The following is a 21,611-nucleotide window of genomic DNA, read 5'->3' as shown; positions in this document are numbered from 1 at the left end:
ACGCTTAAAAAAGTGGTGTGATGATGAAAAAATTTCGGCTTCCTGTTTCAAATAGCCATCGGAAAGAAGTTCATTGCAGTGATTATGAAAATCTAAAGGCAATCTTCCAGCATACCGCGGACTTTAAAGAATCGGAATTTAAAAGAGGAAATTGCATATTGCGATTTTGTTTCCTTGAAACCTTGGTGTCCCCCGACAAATTCAAGGAACTTTTACTGATTCCTTTATTATTGGAAGATTTTCAGATCACCCGAGATGAACTTAAGTCATTGAATGGTGCTCCTGTGGATACTCACAAGGACATGGTCAGCGGCATTCTTAACGGTGGATATATTTTGTTCTTATGCGACCGTGATGAAACATGGTTATTCACATTCCCTAAAGACAACCAAAGGGCCATTCAGGAACCGATTAATGAAGCAGTCGTTCGTGGTTCGCATGATGGATTCGTCGAAAAACTCGAAACCAATATCAGCCAGCTAAGACTTAGAATTAAAAACCCCGAGCTTACGGTTAACTACCATGAGCTAGGAGATAAGACAAAAACCAAAGTAGCTGTAATTTTCATGAAAGGCATTTCTGATGAAAACATTGTTGAGGAAGTTGAAAGAAGGCTTTCCTATATTTCAACAGACATGGTGTTGAGTCCTGGGTATATCGAGGAGTTCATTGAGGACGATCCATTCTCCTTGTTTCCTCAGATCCTCAACACAGAGAGGCCGGACAGGACAGTGGCGAATTTGATGGAAGGGAGAATCATCATCATCGGAGACGGCAGTCCGACAGCTTTGATATTGCCTATCACTTTTTTTGCATTCTACCAGTCTTCGGATGATTATAACAGCCGATGGATTCCGTCTTCATTTGTACGCTTGCTCCGGTATGTCAGCTTCCTTATCGCGATTACCTTGCCGGCTTTTTACATTGCCATCATTGCCTTTCACCTTGAAGTCATCCCTCATGAGTTAATAATCCCATTAAAGGGGTCTGTAGAAGGAATTCCCTATCCTCCACTTCTGGAGGCTTTCTTCATGGAGATAACGATTGAATTGATCAGAGAAGCAGGAATCAGACTTCCAAGACCGATCGGACAAACAATCGGCATCGTCGGAGGTCTGGTCATTGGTGATGCCGTTGTAAGCGCAGGACTGATTTCCAATATTATGATTGTCATCGTCGCTGTCACTGCAATCTCAGCATTTGTCGTCCCTTCCAATGAAATGAGTACGACAGTCCGACTAATCCGGTTCCCTCTTATGGTTGCGGCTTCAATATTAGGATTCGTAGGACTGACTTTTGGATTGATTTTCGTTTTCATCAAACTATGCAAACTTGAATCTTTTGGAGTCCCTTACTTTTCGCCACTGGCTCCGCTCCAGGTCAGGGATCTTAAGGACACTTTTCTTAGATTGCCACTTTGGAAAATGGATAAGCGTCCGCGTAATTCTCTTGCTGTGAACATCAGGAGACAGCAGGACACTAGGGGTTGGAAGAAAAATGAACCTAAATAAAGATGGAATCACCTATCAGCAATTTTTCTTCTTGATCATCCAGACACAGCTGGGTGTAGGTGGCCTTTCACTGCCATATCAAATGCATAAATCTGCGCAGTCAGATGGATGGATTTCGATACTTCTGGCCGGCCTTTTGCTTCAAGGGATCTTATTTTTGTATTTCATGCTTTTTAAAAAATTCAAGTCAAAAAACATCCTTGATATTTCAACGGTTGTGTTAGGCAGGAAGATTGGTAAACTAATTTCTCTTTTCTATATGCTATATTTCATCAGTGTCGGGAGTCTGATTCTTGTGCTCTATGCCAGAGTTATCGATCGCTGGATCCTTCCCTATACTCCAAATTGGGTAATCGGCGGTTTGCTTGTGCTGGCCGGAATCTATTTAAGTGTAGGCGGATTGAAAATCCTCGCCCGGTTTTACACATTGGTTACACCGCTTATCCTTTTGCTCGTGCTGCTTGTTTCCTATACGTTAAAGGATGCGAACATTTATTATATGTTACCAATCGGACAGGCCGGCATCAAAGATATTGTCATTGGCAGTAAAGACGCAATCCTTTCCTTGCTGGGGTTTGAAATCATCCTCCTCACTTTTCCATTGGTATCAGGAACGACACGTCAAAAATTCAAGGCAGTATCTTTTGCTAACCTGTTCAGTACCTTACTCTATTCCTATTTGGTTATCATCTGTTTCATTTACTTCAGCCCGGCTGAAATAAAAATATTGCCAGAACCGCTTTTGTATATCTTAAAATCTTATACGTTCAAACTCATTGAACGAACGGATTTACTATTTCTGTCAATTTGGATATTCCTTGTATTCACTTCTTTCTGCAGTTACCTGTTTCTGGCCGCTGACTCAGCCGCTAAAATTTTTTATAAAAGGGATCGCCGTAAGCTTGTGTATTATTTAGCGTTTATCATTTATGGCCTTTCTTTTTTACCAGAAATAGACATTAAATATTTTGAGGTCATGAGCAGCAATATTCCGAAAGCCAGTTTTATCTTCATCCTTTTCCCTGCTTTTCTACTCACCTTGTCAGTCCTGTTCAGAAAATCCGAGCAAGGAAGTGAGACCAATGATCCGAATTCTTAAAACAGGCACTCTGGCTATTGCCTCCCTTTTGCTGCTAAGTGCCTGCTGGGATCAGCATTTATTGAAGGATGTAAAACTATTCATGGCGGCTAGCTTCGATTTGACTCCTGACGGTAAAATACTCGATGAGCTTTCATCGCCAATCATCAAAAAGAGTCAAGAGGCCGGATCCATTAGTGGAAATACCGTAAGCTCTGGAATCGGCAATACACCCAGAGAAGCGCGGGGAGACATTGACAGAAAAACAGATAAAATCTCTGATGCTTCAAAACTCAGAGTTTTAATTATTGGGAATGAACTGGCTAAAATGGATATCTATTCTGTACTTGATTTATTTTATCGGGATCCAAAGAGCTCTTTAAGCGCAAAAATAATCGTAGCTGAGGGGATGGCCAGCGAATTGCTGCGATTGAACGTCGAGGAAGAGAAAGTCAGTTCTTATCTCTACGATTCATTAGAGAGCCAGGAACTCGCTTCACTCATTCCAGCGGAAAACATTCAATCAATCTGCGCAGAGATGTTTGATCCTGGAGAAGATTTCGTTTTGCCTTTCGTCCGCCCATCAGACGACAGAAAAACGGCAACTGTCGAGGGGGTTGCATTGTTTAACGGAAGGAAATTCACTGGGAGGACCCTTACCGGGGACGAAGCGGTGATTTTCCTATTGCTGGACGGCAATTCAGGAAAGTCACCCAAATTCACAAAAAAAATAGCAGAAAAAGAAAATGAAAATCTCAAGTCGGAAGAATACGTGTCATTCAACGTAAAAAAAGCGAAGGAAACCCTAGAGGTGAAGGTGAAAAACAATAGAGCAAGTGCCCATATCATTTTAAAGTTGAAAATCGAGATTACCGACTATATCAGGAATCACTTTAACAAAGAGCAGGAAATCGAAAAGCTGAATAAAAAACTGTCTGAGCTGCTGACCAAAGATGCAGCAGCAGCAATCAAAACTCTCCAGGAAGCAAACAGTGATGGCTTTGGAATTGGCAGAAGACTAATTGCCCAGCATCCCGACTATTGGAGAAAAGTGGATTGGAAGAAGGAATACCCAAACATTTCTATCACCCCAAAGGTGGAAGTAGAAATAGTCGGACACGGAATCATCGAATGAGTCAGAGAGACAGCCTTTTTAAAATATAAACAAAATACTCCTTTTGAACCTCCAAATCTGACGGAGTTCATTTAGGAGTATTTTTGAGTTAAACCTGTCTATTTTCTTCTCTATTCTGCAAAAGCGACAGCATCTCCCGTGAGATCCCGGCCGCGAAAAGGCAGCCTGCAAGAATTGCCAATGTGCCGTACAGCGGATCTGTCACCTTTGTAAAAATCAGTTGAACATAGAAGTAAAATCCTGCTCCGATGGCTAAAATGAAAAAAGAATTCCAAACGTATCGGTACATATTTTTCCTCCTCAACCTTCTATTAATTTAAACATTATCATAGACTCTACTAATTGTTTATTGGGAAAATTCCTGTCGAAAACAGAAGAGTTATGAAGGGAATGAACGAAAATATGAAACAAAAATCTACATTCATCATCCTGATCATGTTTGTCAGCATTTTAGCCACCATTCCGCTTTTCTATACTGACGAACCTCCTGCACAGGCGGTTTCCACCAGTAATGAATTGGAGGAGGAAATCAATGATTTTATTGAAAATGAACCAATTCTTGACGGGGCATTGGCGGGTGTCAGCATCAGGTCCGCAGCTGATGGAAAGCTGCTGTATGAGCATAATGGAGCGGTTCGAATGCAGCCCGCTTCTGTATTGAAGCTGTTCACTGCCGCTTCATCATTGTCAGTTTTAGGAGAAGAATACCGCTTTGCAACCGAGATTTTGTCAGATGGGAAAATAGCCGGCGGCACCCTATCAGGTGACCTGTATTTAAAAGGCAAAGGAGACCCGACGCTGCTATTGGCTGATTTTGCTGAAATGGCCCAAAAGCTGAAGAACAAAGGAATCAGGAAGATTGAAGGCGATCTTATCACCGATGACAGCTGGTATGACAGTGTTCGCTATTCAGAGGATCTAGCCTGGAATGATGAGCATCAGTATTATGGAGCGCAAATTTCCGCACTGACCGCATCGCCGAATCTGGATTATGATGCCGGCACAGTCATTGTCTCTATTTCGCCTGGTAAAAAAAGCACAGCCGCCAAGATTTCGCTTGAGCCTGATACTGATTTTGTCACAATCGTTAATGAAACGAAAACAGTCGAATCAAAAGGCACGCAGGAAATCCTTATTGAACGTGAGCATGGCACGAATACCATTGTCGTAAAAGGGACAATTCCTGCTGATTCACAACTGGTAAGGAAATGGGTAGCTGTCTGGGATCCAACGAAATATGCCGGAACCCTTTTCAAGAAAGCCCTTGAGGATCAGGGAATCCAGATTGTTGGGAAATTAAAAAATGGCTACGCTCCAGATGCCATGCCAGTACTAATTTTTCATGAATCCTTCCCTCTTGCCGACCTGATGGTGCCCTTCATGAAGCTCAGCAATAACGGCCATGCCGAAGTTCTAGTGAAAGAAATGGGTAAAACTGTCCACGATGAAGGCAGCTGGGAAAAAGGCCTTGAGGTAATGACTGATGAATTGAAGAGTTTCGGGGTTGATACAAAACTAATCATCCTCCGTGACGGTTCAGGCATATCCCACGCGAACCTCATACCGGCAAATGAAATCACAAAACTTCTGTATGTAGTCCAGAGGGAGAAATGGTTTCCTGTATTCAAAGGATCCCTGCCAGTGGCCGGAGCAAAGGACAGGCTGGTTGGCGGAACAATGCGAAACAGATTGAAAGAAGAAGCAAAGTCAATTACCATACAAGCCAAAACAGGCTCACTGACAGGAGTGAGCACCCTAGCAGGATATGTGGAAAAGCCAGGCGGTGAGACACTTATTTTTACAATACTGCTAAATAACCTCCTGGATGACAGAGATGGCAGGAAAGTTGAGGATCAGCTTGTGAGGATCCTTTCGGGACAGTAAATGAATCTTGGGAGGTGCCCTTATGTGGACAGATTCGCCTCCATAAGGGTATCTTTCGCCTTGAATGAGGCCCTTATGTGGATGCCTCCATAAGGGTATCTTTCGCNTTGAATGGTGCCCTTATGTGGANAGATTCGCCTCCATAAGGGTATCTTTCGCCTTGAATGGTGCCCTTATGTGGATGAATTCGCCTCCATAAGGGTANCTTTCGCNTTGAATGATACCCTTNTGTGGANNTTCGCCTNCATAAGGGTATCTTTCCGCTTGAATGGTGNCCTTATGTGGATNNATTCNCCTCNATAAGGGTATCTTTCNNNTTGAATGATACCCTTNTGTGGANANATTCNCCTCCATAAGGGTATCTTTCCGCTTGANTGNTACCCTTATGTGGATAAATCCCCCTCCATAAGGGTACCTTTCNGCTTGAGTGATACCCTTATGTGGANAGATTCGCCTGTATAAGGGTATCTCTCGGCTTAAATGATACCCTTATGTGGATAGCTCCCCCTCCATATGGGTATCTTTCTTTTCCAATGATGACTTATCAACAGTTACATAGCGAGAAGATGGGCCAAAGCCGTCCAATGTATAGTTTTCTGAAAGAATGTTCCTGATGGCTTTCTTTGTTTTAATCGGCTGGCACCACTCATGAACCCTATTGACTGTTAAAGCTTCTTCCGGAAAAAGTAATTGGATGTCTCTGATGTTTCTTAATACTGCTTCATGTATAGTTTCCCGTTTTCCGCAATTAGTGCATATTAGTGCTTTTCGAGTAACGATGGTATTCATGGAATGACATTGAGAACAGGCTATTCCTTTCTTCAATCTGTCAAAACTATATTCAGGCAGCCTCGAATATGGAGAGTCATGGGAATGCAGGGAAAGCAGCCGTTCCGCCAGGTTTGTGTGGGTATTTTTTATTGGAGAGAATTGTTTTTGCAGGTTTATTAGAAGTCTTGGAATCTGGTTCGGAAAGATAATTGGTAAATTACGCGGGGCTTGATAGAGGTAAAAGTTTGGGTTCACGAAGACTAGTGTTGATTCAATATTCATGTTGTAGCCAAGTTCTCGTATCATCCTTCGCAAGAGAGACTCTGCTCTTTTCATTTGTATTAGAGGATTATTGATTTCTACTCCATTGTTGGTATACCACCTATCTCCTTCGATATAATAATCTCCCTCGAAATTCTTCACTTCGAACAGGTGGATGATTTGGGAGAGGAAGAGAGAATCGATTTGGAATTTGGTATTTCCATGTTCCAGGAGCAAATCATTCAAAACCAGGAAGCCTTTTTCTACCTCCTCCATCCATCGGTCAAAGATCACTTCGCCTTCATATCCTTTTTCCAGGTAAAGATAGTTACTATGTTCTTTCGGAGACAGGCTCATTCTGGAACTTAGCATTCTCAAAATCTGCAGTTCTAACGATTCAACACGTGTTTAACTATCAAAGAACATTCCTCCATTCTTTATGTATTGCAATTAAATAGTAGGTTTTATTTAAATATTTAACAAGCTTTTTTATCTTCAAGTTTTAGAAAATCAGCCTAATAGAGAAAAAGCTGTGCAGAATGAGAATCTGCACAGCTTTTTATGGTTACTTCGCAAATCTATGATTTCCGATTGTTACGGTTACTTCTCTTGAAAACACCCATTTGCTGATTGCTGTTTTTGGATTAAAGAAGAATAATGAGCCATTTCCCTGTCCCCTGAATGCAAGGGCTTCTTTAACGGCTTTCTTGGACTCCGCGTCCGCTGCCTTGTTGATGGCACCATTTTTCACAGGTGTGAATGCATAATAGCCGTTTGATTTTTGATAGATGACACCCTTGATTGTATTCGGGAATTCAGAGCTTGCTACTCTATTCAAGACAACAGTCGCTACTGCTACTTTCCCTGCATAAGGCTCGCCTTTCGCCTCAGCGTGGACCAGTCTTGCAAGCAAGTCCTGATCTGCCGCGGATACCGTTGCGGCCGGAATCGTCAACTTTTGTCCTGGATATAGTAGATTGCTAGTCCGGTTATTTGCTTTTTTCAATTGATTCACAGGCACAGCATATTTGCTCGCAATTCCCCATAAAGTATCTCCTGTTTTCACCTGGTACGTTGCCGCTTCTGCAGTCGCCCCCATTGAAAAAACAGATAGGGATACTGCAGCTGTGAGCACTGCCAAAGTCTTTTTCATCTTTTTCATTCTCCATACCTCCCAGTAGAATTGCTCTTTTTCTCTACTAACAAGACTAGCAGTTGTAACATATTGATTCATCGCCCAATAAGTGCCAATAAAGAATTTCCGCCTCAATCTATTGAAAACGCTTGATTCATTTTAAACCTAGAAGTTTATACCAATCTCTCTTCTCTTCCTTCTATAACCAGAACTGTAAGCATCCGGTTCAATTTTTACATAGTGTTACATAATTGTAACTTTGTCAGAGAAGCAGAAAAATTGTCCTTTACTAGTCCTCTATAAAACAATCCCACGCCAATTCTTATTAATAAAAGGCTGTTTTCGTAAAGATTGTTGTGAAAATCCTAAAGCCGATTTTAACTTGATAATAGTCATTTTGTATGTCGGTACTAAGCTTGCAAGCTCTTTTCTCCGCATAAGCGTTAATTGTGTGAATAATCTTAAGCTATTTATTCCTATTTTGTAGGCAATAGCAACAAAGTTTGAGAAAAGAGCCTAATAAAAAGACCAAGCAGGCCATCTCTGACCTGCTTGGTCTTATAATATCTTCTATTAGAATGTATGTGCCAAATCCTTCGCACGGGCGATTCCGTTTTCTTTGATTTCCTGTGCTTTTTCAGGATTTGCGTTGTGACCTTCAAGAACAAGGGATTCAAATGAAGGTACGCCGAAGAAGTTCATGATTGTTTCGATGTAGCGATTTCCCATTTCCATGCTTGCTGCAGGTCCTTCTGAGTAGTATCCGCCGCGAGCCTGGATGTGAAGGGCTTTTTTATCGGTCATTAAACCAACTGGGCCTTCTTGTGTATATTTGAATGTTTTGCCTGCGACTGCAACGGCATCCAGGTATGCTTTCATGACTGGCGGGAATGAGAAGTTCCAAAGCGGTGTCACGAAAACGAATTTGTCTGCTGCTGTGAACTGGTCAACAAGCTCTGCAAGACGGCCGATTTTAGCCTGTTCTTCTGCAGTCAGTGCTGAAAATTCAGTGCCTTTTTGCAGTTTTCCCCAGCCGCCTAAAACGTCAGCATCGATGTGAGGGATGTTTTCTTTGAAAAGATCCAGATGAATGATTTCATCATTCTGGTTTTGCCCTTTGTATGTGTCAATGAAGACTTTGCCTGCTGACAAACTGAATGACTGCTCTTCAGCCAGTGGATGTGCTGTGATATATAAAACTTTTGCCATGATGTAATTCCACCTATTCCTTTATAATCTTAAACTATTTCCAACAATAAATCTCGAAGTAAAAATAGCTTACTTCGAGATATTACCTCGTTTAAAAAAGCAGGTCAATTAATCTGCTCGTTCATTATCTTAACGTCTTTAATGCACCGCTCCATGCCACTACTTCATCCAACATTCCATTGACATTATCAACATGCAGGGCCTGTGGCTTGAATTCCGTTCCGTTTTCAAAGTCAGTAAACAGAGATAATGTTGGATGTGTACGGACATCGGCTATTTTTAATTCTCCGCAAATCCCTCTTAAATGCTCGGCTGCACGTGCGCCGCCTGTTGAACCATAGCTGACGATTCCGGCTGCTTTGTTATTCCATGCTTCGCGTGCAAAATCAAGCGCGTTTTTCAATGCTCCGGTAATACTGTGGTTGTATTCCTGAACGATGAACACGAAACCATCGAGGTTTGAAAGCTTTTCATTCCAGGCAGCAATCCCCGGTTCTGTTCCATCCGTTGTTCCCAAAAATGGCAAATCGAAGTCCGCGATATCAACGATTTCATAATTTGCGTCTCCTCGCTTGTCAGCCAGTTCCTTAACCCATTCGCCAACTTGCGGACTCACCCGGCCCTGTCTTGTGCTTCCTAAAATAATCCCGATATTCCATTTTTCTGCAGTCATGATTTTTTCCTCCTTCGTTTTGTTCCCAAATAGTTTGTTTAATAGACCCATTTTCTCCACCGCCTGTTATCTTTTTCTATCATGCTATTTCTAACATGATTCTGTTCCCCGAAGGGTCAATTGCAACCATTACCCCATTTTCTTCTGTAATTTCAGCACCAATGCTGCTCAGTCGGGCAATCGTTTCTTTTTCCGACTCTTCATCTGGAAGTACCAAACTGAATGATCCAAGTCCCACACTATTTTCCGCAGGTTTGGGAGCGCCAACTCCATTCCATGTATTCAGTCCAATATGGTGATGATATTTCCCTGTTGAAATGAACAGAGCCTGAGGTCCATATCGGGAAACTACATCAAATCCAAGTCCCTTTGAGTAAAACTCTTCCGTCTTGGCTAATTCAGACACGTGCAGATGGATATGGCCCATCACTGTGCCTGCAGGCAGACCATTCCATGTTCCACCTTTGTCTTCCTCAAGCAGACTTTCTGCATCCAATGAATCCGTGGTCATGACAATCTGAGACTCATTCCATGTCCAGTCTGAAGCTGGCCGGTCTATATAGATTTCAATCCCATTTCCATCTGGATCGGCAAGATAGAGTGCCTCACTCACAAGGTGATCTGATGCTCCCTGAAGTGGAAACTTCATCAGTACAAAATGTTTCAATATATTCGCTAGGTCAGCACGACGGGGCAGTAATAGCGCAAAATGATATAGTCCAGTGGTTCTTCTCTGTTTTGGCATTACATCATCGGGCTGTTCGACTGACAGCAGTACATTCTTGCCATCCGCAGTAAACTTCGCTGACCTCTCCGTTTTTTCGAGAACTTTAAAACCAATCACGTCATGATAAAAAGCAACTGAACGGTCGAGATCCTGTACCTTTAAATCCACCCGGCCCACAAAAGTAACCGGAGGCTGATGAAAATTCATTTGATTTCCTCCTTTAAGCTTTTTTTGATTGAAAGATGACATTATCCATAGCGAAAAGTGATTTATTTGTGATTGCCAGATAAATTGAGATGGCCATTAACGCAAGGTCAAGTTCATATCCCGCCATCTGTCCGTTTCCAAGGAATCCTCCGGCGAGCTTCACTTTTATAACCGCTACGGCCAAAACAAGCGCAAACAATATCGAAACAATCCTTGTTCCAACGCCCAGTATCATCGCGATACCGCCTGCCAACTCTATTAAAGCTACAATGTATGCCGAAAAACCTGGCAGACCAAGACTTTCAAAAAAACCTACCGTATTTTCGATTCCACCCTGGAACTTGGCTGCGCCATGGATCATGAATGTTGCTCCTAAAACGATTCTTAAAATTGTTGCTCCAACTTCATTCGACTTTATCATTTGTATCATTCTCCTTTTTCATTTCCTGTAACGAAAACTGTACTGCAGTTACAATTACGTTAGTTACTTACTTTATGTAAGTTATTATATTTTAGTTATTAGTATACGTCAAGTAATCTTTTTTTGTGTAAAGTAATTATTCAATTTAAAGTTTTTGGTCCCATAGCTGGCTGAAGGTCTGAATACTAAAAAGGCCTAAACGAATAGGATAAAAAAAAGACGTATGCCCCGGCATACGTCCCTTTCCTTCCCTCTCTTATCTGCCTAAAAATGAATTCAGCATCCAAACATGTTTTTCCAAACCAGAATGAATGGAGAGAAGCAGATCACTTGTTGTTTCGTCGTTTACTTCCCCAGCGATTTCCATTCCCCGCTTTAATTCATCGATGATGGTTGAATAGTCTTCAACAATGCTTGCGACCATTTCTGAAGGTGACTCGTTTCCTGCAGCTTCTTTTACCGAAGCAAGCTCGAGTGCACCAGTCATCGTTGCTACCGGCTTGTCCCCCATTGCCAGCAATCTTTCGGCGAGTTCATCAATATGTAATGCGGCTTCGTTATACAGCTCTTCGAATTTAGCATGCAGCGTGAAGAATTCTGGTCCTGTTACATACCAGTGATAGTTATGGAGCTTGATGTAAAGCACTGTCCAGTTTGCAATTTGCTGGTTGACCATTTGCGTCAGTTCATTTTTCACCTTGAATTCCTCCTAATTTTCATATTCGGGTTCATTATAGTCCAAGATTATCCAGTAGTGGTTGTTAAGGCTAAAATGTTCATAGTAATGTCAATTTTTCAGAATGGAGATGTGCTCGTACCAGGGGCAAAAATCAAATTTCTCCATAAACTATACATAAAAATAAGTGAATTTCTCCAAACTATGCATAGAACTGGAGGTGTAAAATTTTGGGTTTATTCAATGCACTTAATCAATGGAGAAATGCCAGATATGAAAACCACCTGGCTAATATGAAGGATCAAAACAAATGCCCTGACTGCCATGGCAGGGGTTACTACGCTTTTTCCGCAAATGAATTTGTCTATTACGCGGCACCGTATGAATGTCCTGGCTGCAATGGGAGCGGATTATATACAGATTGGAATGAGAGCACGACTTAAAAATGGCCCTGCAGATGCAGAGGCCATTTTCTTTGCTTAGGTTCTCTTATTCTCTTTTTGTTTGATCCAGTACCTGATTCCCTTCCCGGCCAATGGTTCATCTTTAAAGCGGGGGATGACATGCAAATGAGCATGGAAAATCGATTGTCCACCAGCTCTGCCTGTATTCCAGCCAACACTGTAGCCATCTGGCGAGTACCGCCTGTCAAGCAGTTCCCTTGCGGCCATCAATAATTCCCTTGAATCCTTCCATTCCTGATCTGATAGCTCGAATACATCTTGTTTATGCTGTTTCGGAATGATCAGTCCGCTCCCCTGAAGGATTTGCTGCTCTGATTCCTTTTGGATAAAATAACAGGTTTCATTCTCTAAGACGATCTGCTGCTCTTCATCAGCATGTACATTGCAATATGGACAAGTCTCCTGTTGCATAGGCAGCCTCCATTTCTAATTTAAATCCTCGCTAAAAAGGCAGTGACCATAGCGGACACTGCTGATTCTTCATGGTTACTTCACTAATTTTTTCATCGCATGAATCTGGCCAAGATGGTAGGATTCATGGAACAAGGCCATATTGGCAAGTTCACCAAACGTCTCAAGTCCCAGAAAAGGCTTTTTCAGTTTCTCGTCAAGCATTGAAGCCGGCACCTCTTTGATTCTTCCCAGCTGGGCTTTCAATTGGTCCGTCAATAGTTCCAGTGAAGGAACATCGCCTGACCAGTCAGCTGGACGTGTGCCATTTCCAAATAGCGCTATGTAATTCTCAGGGAGATGACTTGATTTTTTAGGGTAACCCATCATGAATTGTTCTGCCACCGTCAATACATGGCCAATCTGCCAGTGGATATTATTGTTGAAACCATCAGGCTGAAAACTCGCCTGTTCAGGATTCAATCCCTCGATATGCTTTAAAAAATTCCCTCTTGTTAATTCAAATTGCTTAAACAATAGCTCGCTCATTTTTCCATTCCCCTTTCCTGCTAGTCCTCATTTTATATTTATTCTATATATTCCCAATATATGTGGCAAGGAAAGAATATTACAGAAATACCTATAAGGGTATATTATCCAAAAAAGGAAACTGACTGTCAAAATTTGTTCAAAACATTATGGACGATATGTGTCTTCACACTTTATTCACAGATTTCCAAATATTGCTTTGATATTTTATAAGTGTAATCATTATATTTTTGAAGGGAAGCGATTTAGATGTTAGCGAAATGGTTAAGGGAAAACAATATTGCTGCTGGGCTGTTGACTGTGATTCGTGTATGGCTCGGTTACAACTGGATGACTGCAGGATGGGGAAAATTGACAGGAGAAGGATTTGACGCTACTGGATATTTGAAAAATGCTGTTGCCAATCCGGTGAAAGGTCCAGACGGACACATGGTTTATGGATGGTATGTAAACTTCCTTGATAATTTCGCGATTCCTAACGTCGACCTTTTCAACTTCATCGTTCCGCTTGGAGAATTCCTGATCGGTCTTGGTTTGATCCTGGGTTGCCTGACTACTGCTGCCATGTTCTTCGGACTTGTTATGAACTTCAGCTTCTTCCTTGCCGGCACTGTATCTCACAACCCAACAGACATCTTCTTCGGATTCATCCTCCTGTTCGCTGGCTACAATGCTGGTAAATACGGTCTAGACCGCTGGGTGGTACCTTTCATCCGCAAGACTGTTTTAAAAAGAGAACCGGAAGCGGCGCAAAAAACTGCTTAACACGGTATAGATAAAGCCCTCCGCCACTTTTTGGCAGAGGGCTTGTTTTTCATTTCGAACTTCCTTCAACTGATTTGAGCAGGATTTTTTTGCGGAAGCCGCCGCTTCGGGTCTTCTTCAGCTGGCGCATGAACTCAACTTCCGATTCGGTGATTCCCCGATGTTCGGCAATCGCATAGACCACCTCAAGCAAGTCCACTATTTCACTCAGCAGCCTGTCTGTTCCAGCATTCCGAAATTTTTCAACTTCTTCATTGAATTTTTCCATCAGCTTTTCACTATAGTCACTGCCTTGCAGAATTTCATATTCGATTTTCTTGCCTTTATTCTTCATCAATTCCGGAAACAAGTCCCTGACGAGTTTATTGTATTCTTTCTTTTCCATTGCGATTCCCCTTTAGCTGTCTTATAGATAAACATAACCTTAAATCCGTCTGTTCAAACGCCTTTCGTAAAATCCTCCAACTTATCCAGTGAAAGAATGGCTCTTGGATTCTTTTTATGGTATATGCTTCCCCTCGATAGCTCATAACGGAAAAATAGGAAAGGCCTGTGGACAGTACCACAGGCCCTCTATATATCAGCAGTTTTTAAACTACACTTTCATAGATTAGCAGTTTTCAAACTACATAATCTTCAGTTAATTTATTGCAGGCATTCGATAGATTCTCAAGGCATTCTCTTCTTAGCTTCTCGTCGCAGATGAAATCATTCCGAAGCTCTTCTTCAAGCATCGTTTGAATTTGTTGAATTTCTTCCCGGAACCTTTCCCTTTTTTCAACCTCTGTTAAATGAAACTCAATTTCCCGTTCAAAGTATTCTACCGTCCCAAATAAAACAGTCAACGTTTCCTCCACCTTTCATCCATTTTTTTGAAACCCTTTTTGCAAAAAACAAACCTGCCAAAAGGATTATGTTCATTCGTCCTGTCAAGATACTTAAGTATTATTTATCCTTTCTGACAATCGGCAAACGTGAAATTTGGCTCTTTTTGCATTATTGTGCAGAAAAGTCTGACAAATAATATAAAGCGGAAGCGCCTTGGTCAGCCCCGACAAGTGCTGGAGGGCCTGGCAGTGAAGTCGTTCTTTGACTTCATTGGCAGGACCGAAGCGTCTCGGGGAGTTAGGAGCCGCAGCGAGACAAGCGTCTCGAGGGGCTAGGCGCTGGAGCTGGATTAAGACTCCCATAAGTAGTTATCCACACAAAAATACTTTTGTAATTTCCTGAACAGCAAAAAAATCCTCCAAAAAGACGGCGGATTTTGTGTGGCAAACGGCCTGTCAAAGCCATTCACCCATACTCTCTATTCTCATCCGTTCTTTTTTGGCAACCCGACGATCATAGCTGTAAGGCCTTAGACTCGTGGCTTTGCGTCCTCACCTTTCGATAAGTTTGCCTTTTTCAGTTCTAATTAAAATATAAAACTTTAGAACCATTGTTTCAACAAAATTCGCCAATTACTTACAAAGATAAGTCTTATTACCTAGAACTTATGATTGCAGGAGGGATAGGAATTTATATAACAGGATGGAACTTCCACCCTTCGATTTCTATTAGACCTTTGTTTTCACAATGTAATATCACAGCAATCTCTATGTAAACATCAATTGCTAGAATAGAGGGAAGAAGCTTTATTACAGGCGAATGGCAGGAGGATCCTTATGGAACAGCATGTTAAGAAGTCGCTAGATGAATGGAAAGCAGAAATTGAAGAAATACTCAAAGAAATTGATGCGGAGTATGAAGAAGTTAAAAATGAGCTAAAAGTGTATACATATAAATTCAACATCACGAAACAGGTTGTCCAGTCAACTGTGAATCCTGACCTGAACAGGAAAATCCGCGAGCTGTACCATCAGCCATTTGAAGAGCGATTCAATGATTTGAAAGAATATATCAAGGAGTTGGAAGAAAAAAAGCGAGTCTTCCAGATGTTCACCGATAAAATCGACAAAGTGACAGAAAAAGAGGATGCGCCGCATTTCGCTATTGCGCAAACTGAATAAAAAGGAAAGCCTGGCTTTTGATTGCCAGGCTTTTTTGTGCTTATTTTTTCCACCATGAATCATGCATGGAAGCTGGAACATGCCGTTTATGCTCTGAAGCAAGATATCTGCCTTCGATTTTGGCAGCGGCTGCTTCATCGATTTGCTTTCCTTCAAGAAAGTCATCGATTGCTTCATAGCTGACTCCAAGCTCGGTTTCATCCGATTGGAGCGGTTTATTGTCAAGAAGGTCGGCGGTAGGCTCTTTCAGGTACAGCCGGGATTCTGCATTCAAGGCTTTGAGCAATTCCCTGCCCTGCCGTTTGTTCAAACCGGCAAGAGGAAGCAGGTCAGCTCCGCCATCTCCGTATTTAGTGAAAAATCCGGTTACTGCTTCAGCAGCATGGTCTGTGCCGATGACCAGCAAGCCGTCCTGCCCCGCAATTGCATACTGAGTGATCATCCTGATCCTTGCCTTTGCGTTTCCTTTATTAAAGTCCGTCATCTTCTCGCCAATCGCTTCCTCGAACTGGGTATTGAAGGTGTCGACAGCAGGCTGGATATTGAAAGTGATCGTTTGGTCAGGCTGGATGAATTCCAGCGCCTTCTGGGCATCGTCCTCGTCTTTTTGCACCGCATAAGGAAGTCTGACAGCCACGAATTTGGCCTCATTGCCTTCTGACCGCAATTCCTCCGCAGCCATTTGCGCAAGTCTCCCAGCGAGTGTGGAATCCTGGCCGCCGCTGATTCCAAGTACGAAACCCTTCGCCCTGGACGCAAGCAAATATTGCTTCATAAAATCGATTCTCTTCCTGATTTCCTGCTCAGGATCAATTTGCGGCTGCACATTCAAATCTTCAATAATCTGCTTTTGTAAGCTCATGTTAACCCTCCTAGTTCACGTAAAACTATTCAAAAAAGAGCATATCCCTTCTAAAGTTCAAAGTCCAGATTTTCGTCAGAAAACCTAACATCCCAATGCCCAAAATGCTCATGTTTATTTTACCCATTCCCATGGTGGACGTAACATTTTGTCCGCCATGATTTTTTTGCTAGACTATAAAGCATAATATCATTGCGAATTAAATTGGAGGCATTCATTAATGGCAACTCATGAAACGTTCAAAGGCTATTTCGGTACATACACAAAAGGTGACAGCGAGGGTATCTACTCTTTCACCTTAGATACTGTAAATGGGAAAATCCTCGGCTTAGAACCAGCGGCTGCGCTGGAAAACCCTACTTACCTGACAATCAGTGATGATAACCGCTTCCTTTATGCTGTCGCAAAGGAAGGCAGTTCCGGGGGCGTTGCAGGCTTCACGATCCTCGATTCAGGAAAGCTGTCATTCATCGATTCACAGCTTGCACCAGGTGCATCTCCCTGCCATGTGAGCGTGAACCGTGAACATACCCTGCTTTTATCTGCCAATTACCATAAAGGGTCTGCAGATTCTTATCTGCTGAACGCTGAAACCGGCAGTATCGAGAATGTATTATCAAGCGTCCACCATGAGGGTTCAGGACCGGATGAACGCCAGGAAAAAGCGCACACCCATTATGCCGGCTTCACTCCTGATGGGAAATACGCGGCAGTGATCGACCTTGGCATCGACCAGTTGATCACCTATACCGTGGACAATGGACAGCTGATCGAAAAGAGTGTATTGCATATTGCACCAGGCAGCGGCCCAAGACATCTTGTTTTCCATCCTAACAGCACAATCGCCTATTTGATGACGGAATTCAGCTCTGAGGTGCTTGTCTTAAAATACAATAGTGAAGATGGAAGCTTTGAACAGCTTCAGGCGATCACCACCCTGCCTGCAGATTTCACCGAGAACAACCAGGGAAGCGCCATCCATATTTCTTCTGACGGAAAATACATTTACGCAGCCAATCGCGGCCATGACAGTATTGCTGTTTTCAAGGCTGATCCAGAAAGCTTCGAGCTCACCTTTGTTGAACACACTTCGACTGAAGGCAATTGGCCAAGGGATTTCATGCTCGACCCGAGTGAGAAATTCCTGATCGCTGCCAACCAGAACTCCAGCAATGTTTCACTTTATTCCCGTGACACAGAGACAGGCAGATTGACTTTGCTTCAGTCTGATGTGAAAGTCCCAGACCCAGTATGCGTGAAATTTTTAAATTATTAATAGAAAACAGGGCAGGTGCGCTTAGTAGCACCTGCCCTGTTTTTCTATTTGTCACTCGGGAACCTGACACCCATTTGCAATCTGGCTTCATCGAGGATGCCCATCGTAATCCTTGAGTTTTCAATCGAATTATTCCCCGACTCCAGCTTTCCTTGCTGAATCAATGTAATGAATTCCTCTGCTTCATAAAACATATTATCTGCAAGCTGTTCTCTTGATAGATCTTCATGACTGCCGTCACGATATATGATTTCCACTTTTTCAGGCGTGCTGATTTTATCAATCCTGATGTTACCTTTCTCACCTTGTATTTCAGAAGGAAGCGACGAATCAGTGATTTTTGAAAACATGATGACTGCATCCATTTCTTCATACTTCAAAATCAGGCTTCCTTCGCCATCCACTCCAGATTCGAGTAAATAACCATTCGCCTGGATAGACTTCGGCTCTCCAAAGAGGACAACGAGGGGATAAATGCAATAGATGCCGATATCCATCAGTGAACCTGCCGAGAACTCCGGCTTGAAGGCGTTCAGTACGGTACCTTCTTTGTATTTGTCATAGCGGGACGAATACTGGCAATAGCTTGCGAAGTACCTTCTGATCGTGCCAATTTTGCCCAGATTTTCCTGGACTGTCTTGAAGTTCGGCATCAAAGTCGACTTCAGCGCCTCCATCAGCACAACTTTATTTTCCTTTGCCACCCTGACCATATCGTTCAGCTCACGGCTGTTAGACGCAATCGCTTTTTCACAAAGGACATGCTTGCCATTTTCCATCAACGTAATCGCCTGGCTGGCATGCAGCGAATTAGGACTCGCGAGATATACAGCATCAATTGCATCGCTTTTCGCCATCTCTTCCAGGTCCGTAAAAATAGCATCAACCCCGAATTTGCCAGCAAACTCCGCAGCACGGCCCTCTGTCCGTGAGTATACTGCAGCCAGCTTGAAATCCTTGTGGTGGCTTGCTCCTTTTATAAATGATTCTGTAATCCAATTTGTTCCTACTACTCCAAAACGCACCATATTGTTTCACCCTTTCAAATAGCAAAAGCCGGGGACTATGCCCACAGCTTCTTTTTTATCTTATCGAAAAGGGAGCTCAATCACAAACTTAGTCCCTTTTCCATGCTCGCTTTCCACTGATATCTTCCCATTATGCATTTGTACCAGCTGTTTGACGATGGATAATCCGAGACCGAATTCCCCAAACGGATTGCTCGTCCTTGAGATGTCAGCTTTGTAAAAGCGATGCCAGATTTTTTCGATTTCGGCCGGTTCGATGCCGATGCCCGTGTCCTCGATCTCAATCACCGTTTTGCTTCCTTCCATTTTCCCACGGAGCCAAATCGTGCCGTTATCCGTGAACTGGATGCTGTTTTTCGTGATATTGATCAAAATCTGGACGAGCCGATCATAATCAGCATGGACCATTGCCGCTTCCTCTGCTTCGATTTCGATGGTGTTATTCCGTTCCTCTGCCTGGAATCCGAGCTGGTCCTGAATGATTTCAAGCACTTCGATCAATTCGATATCTTCTTTTACCAGCTGAACCTGGTTAGAACGGATTTTATCATAATCAAGGTTCTCATTGACGAGTCTGATCAGCCGCTTCGTTTCCTGGCTGACCAGGTTGATTCCCCGCTCTTTTTCTGCCTCGGGAATCATATCATTCCTGAGCCCCTCGATGATCCCGCTAATCGTCGTGAGCGGCGTCCTTAATTCATGGGAAACATCGGACATGAACTGGCGACGGCGATGTTCCAGGCTTTCGATCTCAGATTTCGATTCATTAAGCCTGTTCACCATCCCGTTAAAATCATTCGCCAATTCTCCGATCTCATCGAAATCCGAAGATGGAACTTTTACCGTATAGTCCCCGGCTGACACGGCAGATGTTGCTTCCTGCAGCTTTTTGATCCGGTTGACATGGATCCGTGACAGCACCCAGCTCAGCAGGAACGATACAGCAAGTGCAATCAGCATCGTATAAAACAAGTACTTGTTGATTTCAGTAATCATTTCCCGTGTCCCACTGACCGGAGAGGTCAGAAGGATGCCGCCAACAAAGTTCCCTCGATCCAGATACGGCAAAACAACCAGGGTCACAGCACGGTCATACCGCTCAAGGTCATAGTTTTTCACAATCGGATTGCCGTTTGTCAGCTGACTCCATTCTTCTTTCGATAATTCAATTGCCGGCCCTCTCCACCTGATGGGATTCAGCAGCTGGATATTTTCATCAAACACACTGAACTGGATGTCGCGGCCAAACAGGACACGCGCATACTGGTTGATCACCTGGTCCGGCCGTTCAGCCCCCCGGTCGAGATCCCGCAGGATATTCTCTCCATAGGAAACCAGCTCCTCTGTCTTGTTTTTATAGACCAGTGTTTCAACATATTGAGTAAAAACAAGGCTGAGGATGAGGAAAGCGACAATGATGATGCTGATATGGCTGAGGAATTGCTGGTAGATATACTTAACCTTCATGCCCATCAACACATTCATCGAATTTATAGCCGACTCCCCAAACCGTGTGGAAGAATGGCTGTTCAGCTGTGCCAAGCTTCTTCCTCAAACGCTTGATATGGACATCGACCGTACGCTCATCTCCGTAAAACTGATAACCCCAGACACGCTCGAGAAGCTGTTCCCTTGTGAACACCTGACGCGGATGCTGGGCAAAAAGCAGTAGCAGGTCAAATTCCTTCGGCGTCAAATTTGTCACTGGCTTTCCATCGAGGCTCACCTCGCGTGTTTCTTTGTTGATTTTCAGGCGGCTCGTCCCAACATCGCTGCTCTCGTCAGGCTTCTGTTTCTGATAACGGCGTGCCACAGCCTTGATCCTCGCCATCAGGGCCAGAGGGCTGAACGGCTTCGTCACATAATCATCCGCCCCCATTTCAAGCCCGAGGACCTGGTCCGACTCACTATCCTTTGCCGTCAGCATGATGATTGGAATATCACTGCCCTCCTGCCTGATCTTCCTGCACAAAGTGACACCATCTATTCCCGGCAGCATCCAGTCGACAATCATTAAATCCCAGTCTCCACTTTTATAAGCCTCATAACCCTCGAGGCCATCATTCACAAACCTGCCTTCGATGCCCTCTTTCGAAAAAAACATCTCAATCATCGCGCAGACACTTTCATTATCCTCAATCACTAATATCTTCACGGCAATCCCCTCTATTACGAAATCTGTTATATCTAAATTATAGCGCAACCGGAACAGAATCAACTGTTTAGGGTATTGTTCCAGATTATTTAATGGATTGGTCATAGTTTGTTCACGATTACAGATAGAGGCTAGTGTAACACGGTCCATTGGTTCCCTTTTTCTCAGATTCTTACATTTTAGCAAAGACGCTCCATTGTGTAGAACTAGTAGCCTGCATAAGAGTATCTTTCCGCTTGAATGATGCCCTTATAGAGGTGGAGTTGCTTGCATAAGGGTATCTTTCCGCTTGAATGGTGCCCTTTAAGAGGCGAAGTTGCTTGCATAAGGGTATCTTTCCTCCTGAATGGTACCCTTATAGAGGCGAAGTTGCTTCTATAAGGGTATCTTTCCGCTTGAATGATGCCCTTATAGAGGTGGAGTTG

Annotated in this window: 24 protein-coding genes and 1 riboswitch; of the genes, 8 read left to right on the top strand and 16 right to left on the bottom strand. The window is 43.1% G+C overall.

Going from position 1 to position 21,611, the window contains the following annotated elements; translation table 11 throughout:
* Positions 1–20: 20 nt before the first annotated feature.
* From ACNAZ4_RS20745 to ACNAZ4_RS20735, 3 genes are read left to right on the top strand one after another with little or no spacing between them, the layout of a single operon-like run.
* The gene (locus ACNAZ4_RS20745; protein ID WP_415817707.1) at positions 21–1,511 is read left to right on the top strand and encodes a spore germination protein; all 1,491 of its coding nucleotides are present in this window, start codon (positions 21–23) and stop codon (positions 1,509–1,511) included.
* Positions 1,498–2,610, top strand: a complete 1,113-nt coding sequence (locus ACNAZ4_RS20740) for a GerAB/ArcD/ProY family transporter (protein ID WP_415817705.1) — start codon at positions 1,498–1,500, stop codon at positions 2,608–2,610. Before ACNAZ4_RS20745 ends, ACNAZ4_RS20740 begins: the two co-directional genes overlap by 14 nt.
* Entirely contained in the window at positions 2,594–3,724 is a 1,131-nt protein-coding gene (locus tag ACNAZ4_RS20735; protein ID WP_415817703.1) for a Ger(x)C family spore germination protein, read from the top strand. The genes ACNAZ4_RS20740 and ACNAZ4_RS20735 overlap by 17 nt, the downstream gene beginning before the upstream one ends.
* Positions 3,725–3,812: 88 nt before the next feature.
* Here the strand turns inward: ACNAZ4_RS20735 and ACNAZ4_RS20730 are convergent, their stop codons facing one another.
* Positions 3,813–4,013: a hypothetical protein gene (locus ACNAZ4_RS20730; protein WP_415817701.1), complete on the bottom strand. Its 201-nt coding sequence runs from the start codon at positions 4,011–4,013 to the stop codon at positions 3,813–3,815.
* 113 nt (positions 4,014–4,126) lie between these two features.
* Here ACNAZ4_RS20730 and dacB point away from each other — a divergent pair, with 113 nt between their 5' ends.
* Positions 4,127–5,608 carry a D-alanyl-D-alanine carboxypeptidase/D-alanyl-D-alanine endopeptidase gene (gene dacB / locus ACNAZ4_RS20725; protein ID WP_415817834.1) on the top strand — a complete coding sequence of 494 codons (1,482 nt, stop codon included), beginning with the start codon at positions 4,127–4,129 and terminating at the stop codon, positions 5,606–5,608.
* A gap of 489 nt (positions 5,609–6,097) precedes the next feature.
* On the opposite strand, the gene ACNAZ4_RS20720 is transcribed toward dacB, so the two are convergent.
* From ACNAZ4_RS20720 to ACNAZ4_RS20690, 7 genes are all read right to left on the bottom strand, one after another.
* Positions 6,098–7,012, bottom strand: a complete 915-nt coding sequence (locus ACNAZ4_RS20720; RefSeq protein WP_415817699.1) for a nuclease-related domain-containing protein — start codon at positions 7,010–7,012, stop codon at positions 6,098–6,100.
* A gap of 193 nt (positions 7,013–7,205) precedes the next feature.
* On the bottom strand, positions 7,206–7,793 hold the full coding sequence (locus tag ACNAZ4_RS20715; protein ID WP_415817832.1) for a cell wall hydrolase: 588 nt from the start codon (positions 7,791–7,793) through the stop codon (positions 7,206–7,208).
* A 555-nt stretch (positions 7,794–8,348) separates the two neighbouring features.
* Complete coding sequence (locus tag ACNAZ4_RS20710; protein WP_415817697.1) at positions 8,349–8,984, bottom strand: FMN-dependent NADH-azoreductase; 636 nt, start codon at positions 8,982–8,984, stop codon at positions 8,349–8,351.
* Between the two features lie 124 nt (positions 8,985–9,108).
* Entirely contained in the window at positions 9,109–9,708 is a 600-nt protein-coding gene (locus tag ACNAZ4_RS20705) for an NADPH-dependent FMN reductase (RefSeq protein WP_415817695.1), read from the bottom strand.
* Positions 9,709–9,736: 28 nt separating this feature from the next.
* Complete coding sequence (locus ACNAZ4_RS20700) at positions 9,737–10,591, bottom strand: VOC family protein (protein ID WP_415817693.1); 855 nt, start codon at positions 10,589–10,591, stop codon at positions 9,737–9,739.
* Between the two features lie 13 nt (positions 10,592–10,604).
* Entirely contained in the window at positions 10,605–11,012 is a 408-nt protein-coding gene (locus ACNAZ4_RS20695) for a DoxX family protein (RefSeq protein WP_415817692.1), read from the bottom strand.
* Positions 11,013–11,268: 256 nt separating this feature from the next.
* Positions 11,269–11,688 carry a Dps family protein gene (locus tag ACNAZ4_RS20690; RefSeq protein ID WP_415817830.1) on the bottom strand — a complete coding sequence of 140 codons (420 nt, stop codon included), beginning with the start codon at positions 11,686–11,688 and terminating at the stop codon, positions 11,269–11,271.
* 230 nt (positions 11,689–11,918) lie between these two features.
* Between ACNAZ4_RS20690 and ACNAZ4_RS20685 the strand changes: the two genes are divergently transcribed.
* Positions 11,919–12,131 carry a methionine aminopeptidase gene (locus tag ACNAZ4_RS20685; protein ID WP_415817690.1) on the top strand — a complete coding sequence of 71 codons (213 nt, stop codon included), beginning with the start codon at positions 11,919–11,921 and terminating at the stop codon, positions 12,129–12,131.
* Positions 12,132–12,167: 36 nt separating this feature from the next.
* Here the strand turns inward: ACNAZ4_RS20685 and ACNAZ4_RS20680 are convergent, their stop codons facing one another.
* A complete protein-coding gene (locus ACNAZ4_RS20680) occupies positions 12,168–12,563 on the bottom strand; it encodes an HIT family protein (protein WP_415817688.1) in 396 nt (131 codons plus the stop codon).
* A gap of 75 nt (positions 12,564–12,638) precedes the next feature.
* Positions 12,639–13,091: a DinB family protein gene (locus tag ACNAZ4_RS20675; protein WP_415817686.1), complete on the bottom strand. Its 453-nt coding sequence runs from the start codon at positions 13,089–13,091 to the stop codon at positions 12,639–12,641.
* Positions 13,092–13,340: 249 nt separating this feature from the next.
* Between ACNAZ4_RS20675 and ACNAZ4_RS20670 the strand changes: the two genes are divergently transcribed.
* On the top strand, positions 13,341–13,856 hold the full coding sequence (locus ACNAZ4_RS20670; protein ID WP_415817684.1) for a DoxX family protein: 516 nt from the start codon (positions 13,341–13,343) through the stop codon (positions 13,854–13,856).
* Positions 13,857–13,905: 49 nt separating this feature from the next.
* On the opposite strand, the gene ACNAZ4_RS20665 is transcribed toward ACNAZ4_RS20670, so the two are convergent.
* Both ACNAZ4_RS20665 and ACNAZ4_RS20660 read right to left on the bottom strand, forming a co-directional pair.
* Complete coding sequence (locus tag ACNAZ4_RS20665) at positions 13,906–14,241, bottom strand: phosphoribosyl-ATP pyrophosphohydrolase (RefSeq protein ID WP_415817682.1); 336 nt, start codon at positions 14,239–14,241, stop codon at positions 13,906–13,908.
* Between the two features lie 235 nt (positions 14,242–14,476).
* The gene (locus ACNAZ4_RS20660) at positions 14,477–14,701 is read right to left on the bottom strand and encodes a hypothetical protein (protein WP_415817680.1); all 225 of its coding nucleotides are present in this window, start codon (positions 14,699–14,701) and stop codon (positions 14,477–14,479) included.
* Between the two features lie 480 nt (positions 14,702–15,181).
* A riboswitch (cyclic di-GMP riboswitch) is annotated at positions 15,182–15,266 on the bottom strand.
* 254 nt (positions 15,267–15,520) lie between these two features.
* Here ACNAZ4_RS20660 and ACNAZ4_RS20655 point away from each other — a divergent pair.
* Positions 15,521–15,865 (top strand): hypothetical protein, encoded by a 345-nt coding sequence (locus ACNAZ4_RS20655; protein WP_415817678.1) that lies wholly within the window; start codon positions 15,521–15,523, stop codon positions 15,863–15,865.
* 40 nt (positions 15,866–15,905) lie between these two features.
* Here ACNAZ4_RS20655 and nadE read toward each other — a convergent pair whose 3' ends face one another.
* Positions 15,906–16,727 carry an ammonia-dependent NAD(+) synthetase gene (nadE, locus tag ACNAZ4_RS20650; RefSeq protein WP_415817676.1) on the bottom strand — a complete coding sequence of 274 codons (822 nt, stop codon included), beginning with the start codon at positions 16,725–16,727 and terminating at the stop codon, positions 15,906–15,908.
* A 220-nt stretch (positions 16,728–16,947) separates the two neighbouring features.
* Between nadE and ACNAZ4_RS20645 the strand changes: the two genes are divergently transcribed.
* Positions 16,948–18,003: a lactonase family protein gene (locus tag ACNAZ4_RS20645; RefSeq protein WP_415817674.1), complete on the top strand. Its 1,056-nt coding sequence runs from the start codon at positions 16,948–16,950 to the stop codon at positions 18,001–18,003.
* A 44-nt stretch (positions 18,004–18,047) separates the two neighbouring features.
* On the opposite strand, the gene ACNAZ4_RS20640 is transcribed toward ACNAZ4_RS20645, so the two are convergent.
* The 3 genes from ACNAZ4_RS20640 to ACNAZ4_RS20630 are packed head-to-tail and all read right to left on the bottom strand — an operon-like array spanning position 18,048 to position 21,186.
* On the bottom strand, positions 18,048–19,031 hold the full coding sequence (locus tag ACNAZ4_RS20640; RefSeq protein ID WP_415817673.1) for a Gfo/Idh/MocA family oxidoreductase: 984 nt from the start codon (positions 19,029–19,031) through the stop codon (positions 18,048–18,050).
* 60 nt (positions 19,032–19,091) lie between these two features.
* The gene (locus ACNAZ4_RS20635) at positions 19,092–20,498 is read right to left on the bottom strand and encodes a HAMP domain-containing sensor histidine kinase (protein WP_415817828.1); all 1,407 of its coding nucleotides are present in this window, start codon (positions 20,496–20,498) and stop codon (positions 19,092–19,094) included.
* Positions 20,488–21,186 carry a winged helix-turn-helix domain-containing protein gene (locus ACNAZ4_RS20630; RefSeq protein ID WP_415817826.1) on the bottom strand — a complete coding sequence of 233 codons (699 nt, stop codon included), beginning with the start codon at positions 21,184–21,186 and terminating at the stop codon, positions 20,488–20,490. The genes ACNAZ4_RS20635 and ACNAZ4_RS20630 overlap by 11 nt, the downstream gene beginning before the upstream one ends.
* Positions 21,187–21,611 lie beyond the last annotated feature (425 nt).

The organism is Mesobacillus thioparans (assembly GCF_965138835.1).
Lineage (GTDB): Bacteria > Bacillota > Bacilli > Bacillales > Cytobacillaceae > Mesobacillus > Mesobacillus thioparans.
Note: the sequence above shows the minus strand (reverse complement) of the source record. Positions and strands in the feature narration are given on the sequence as shown.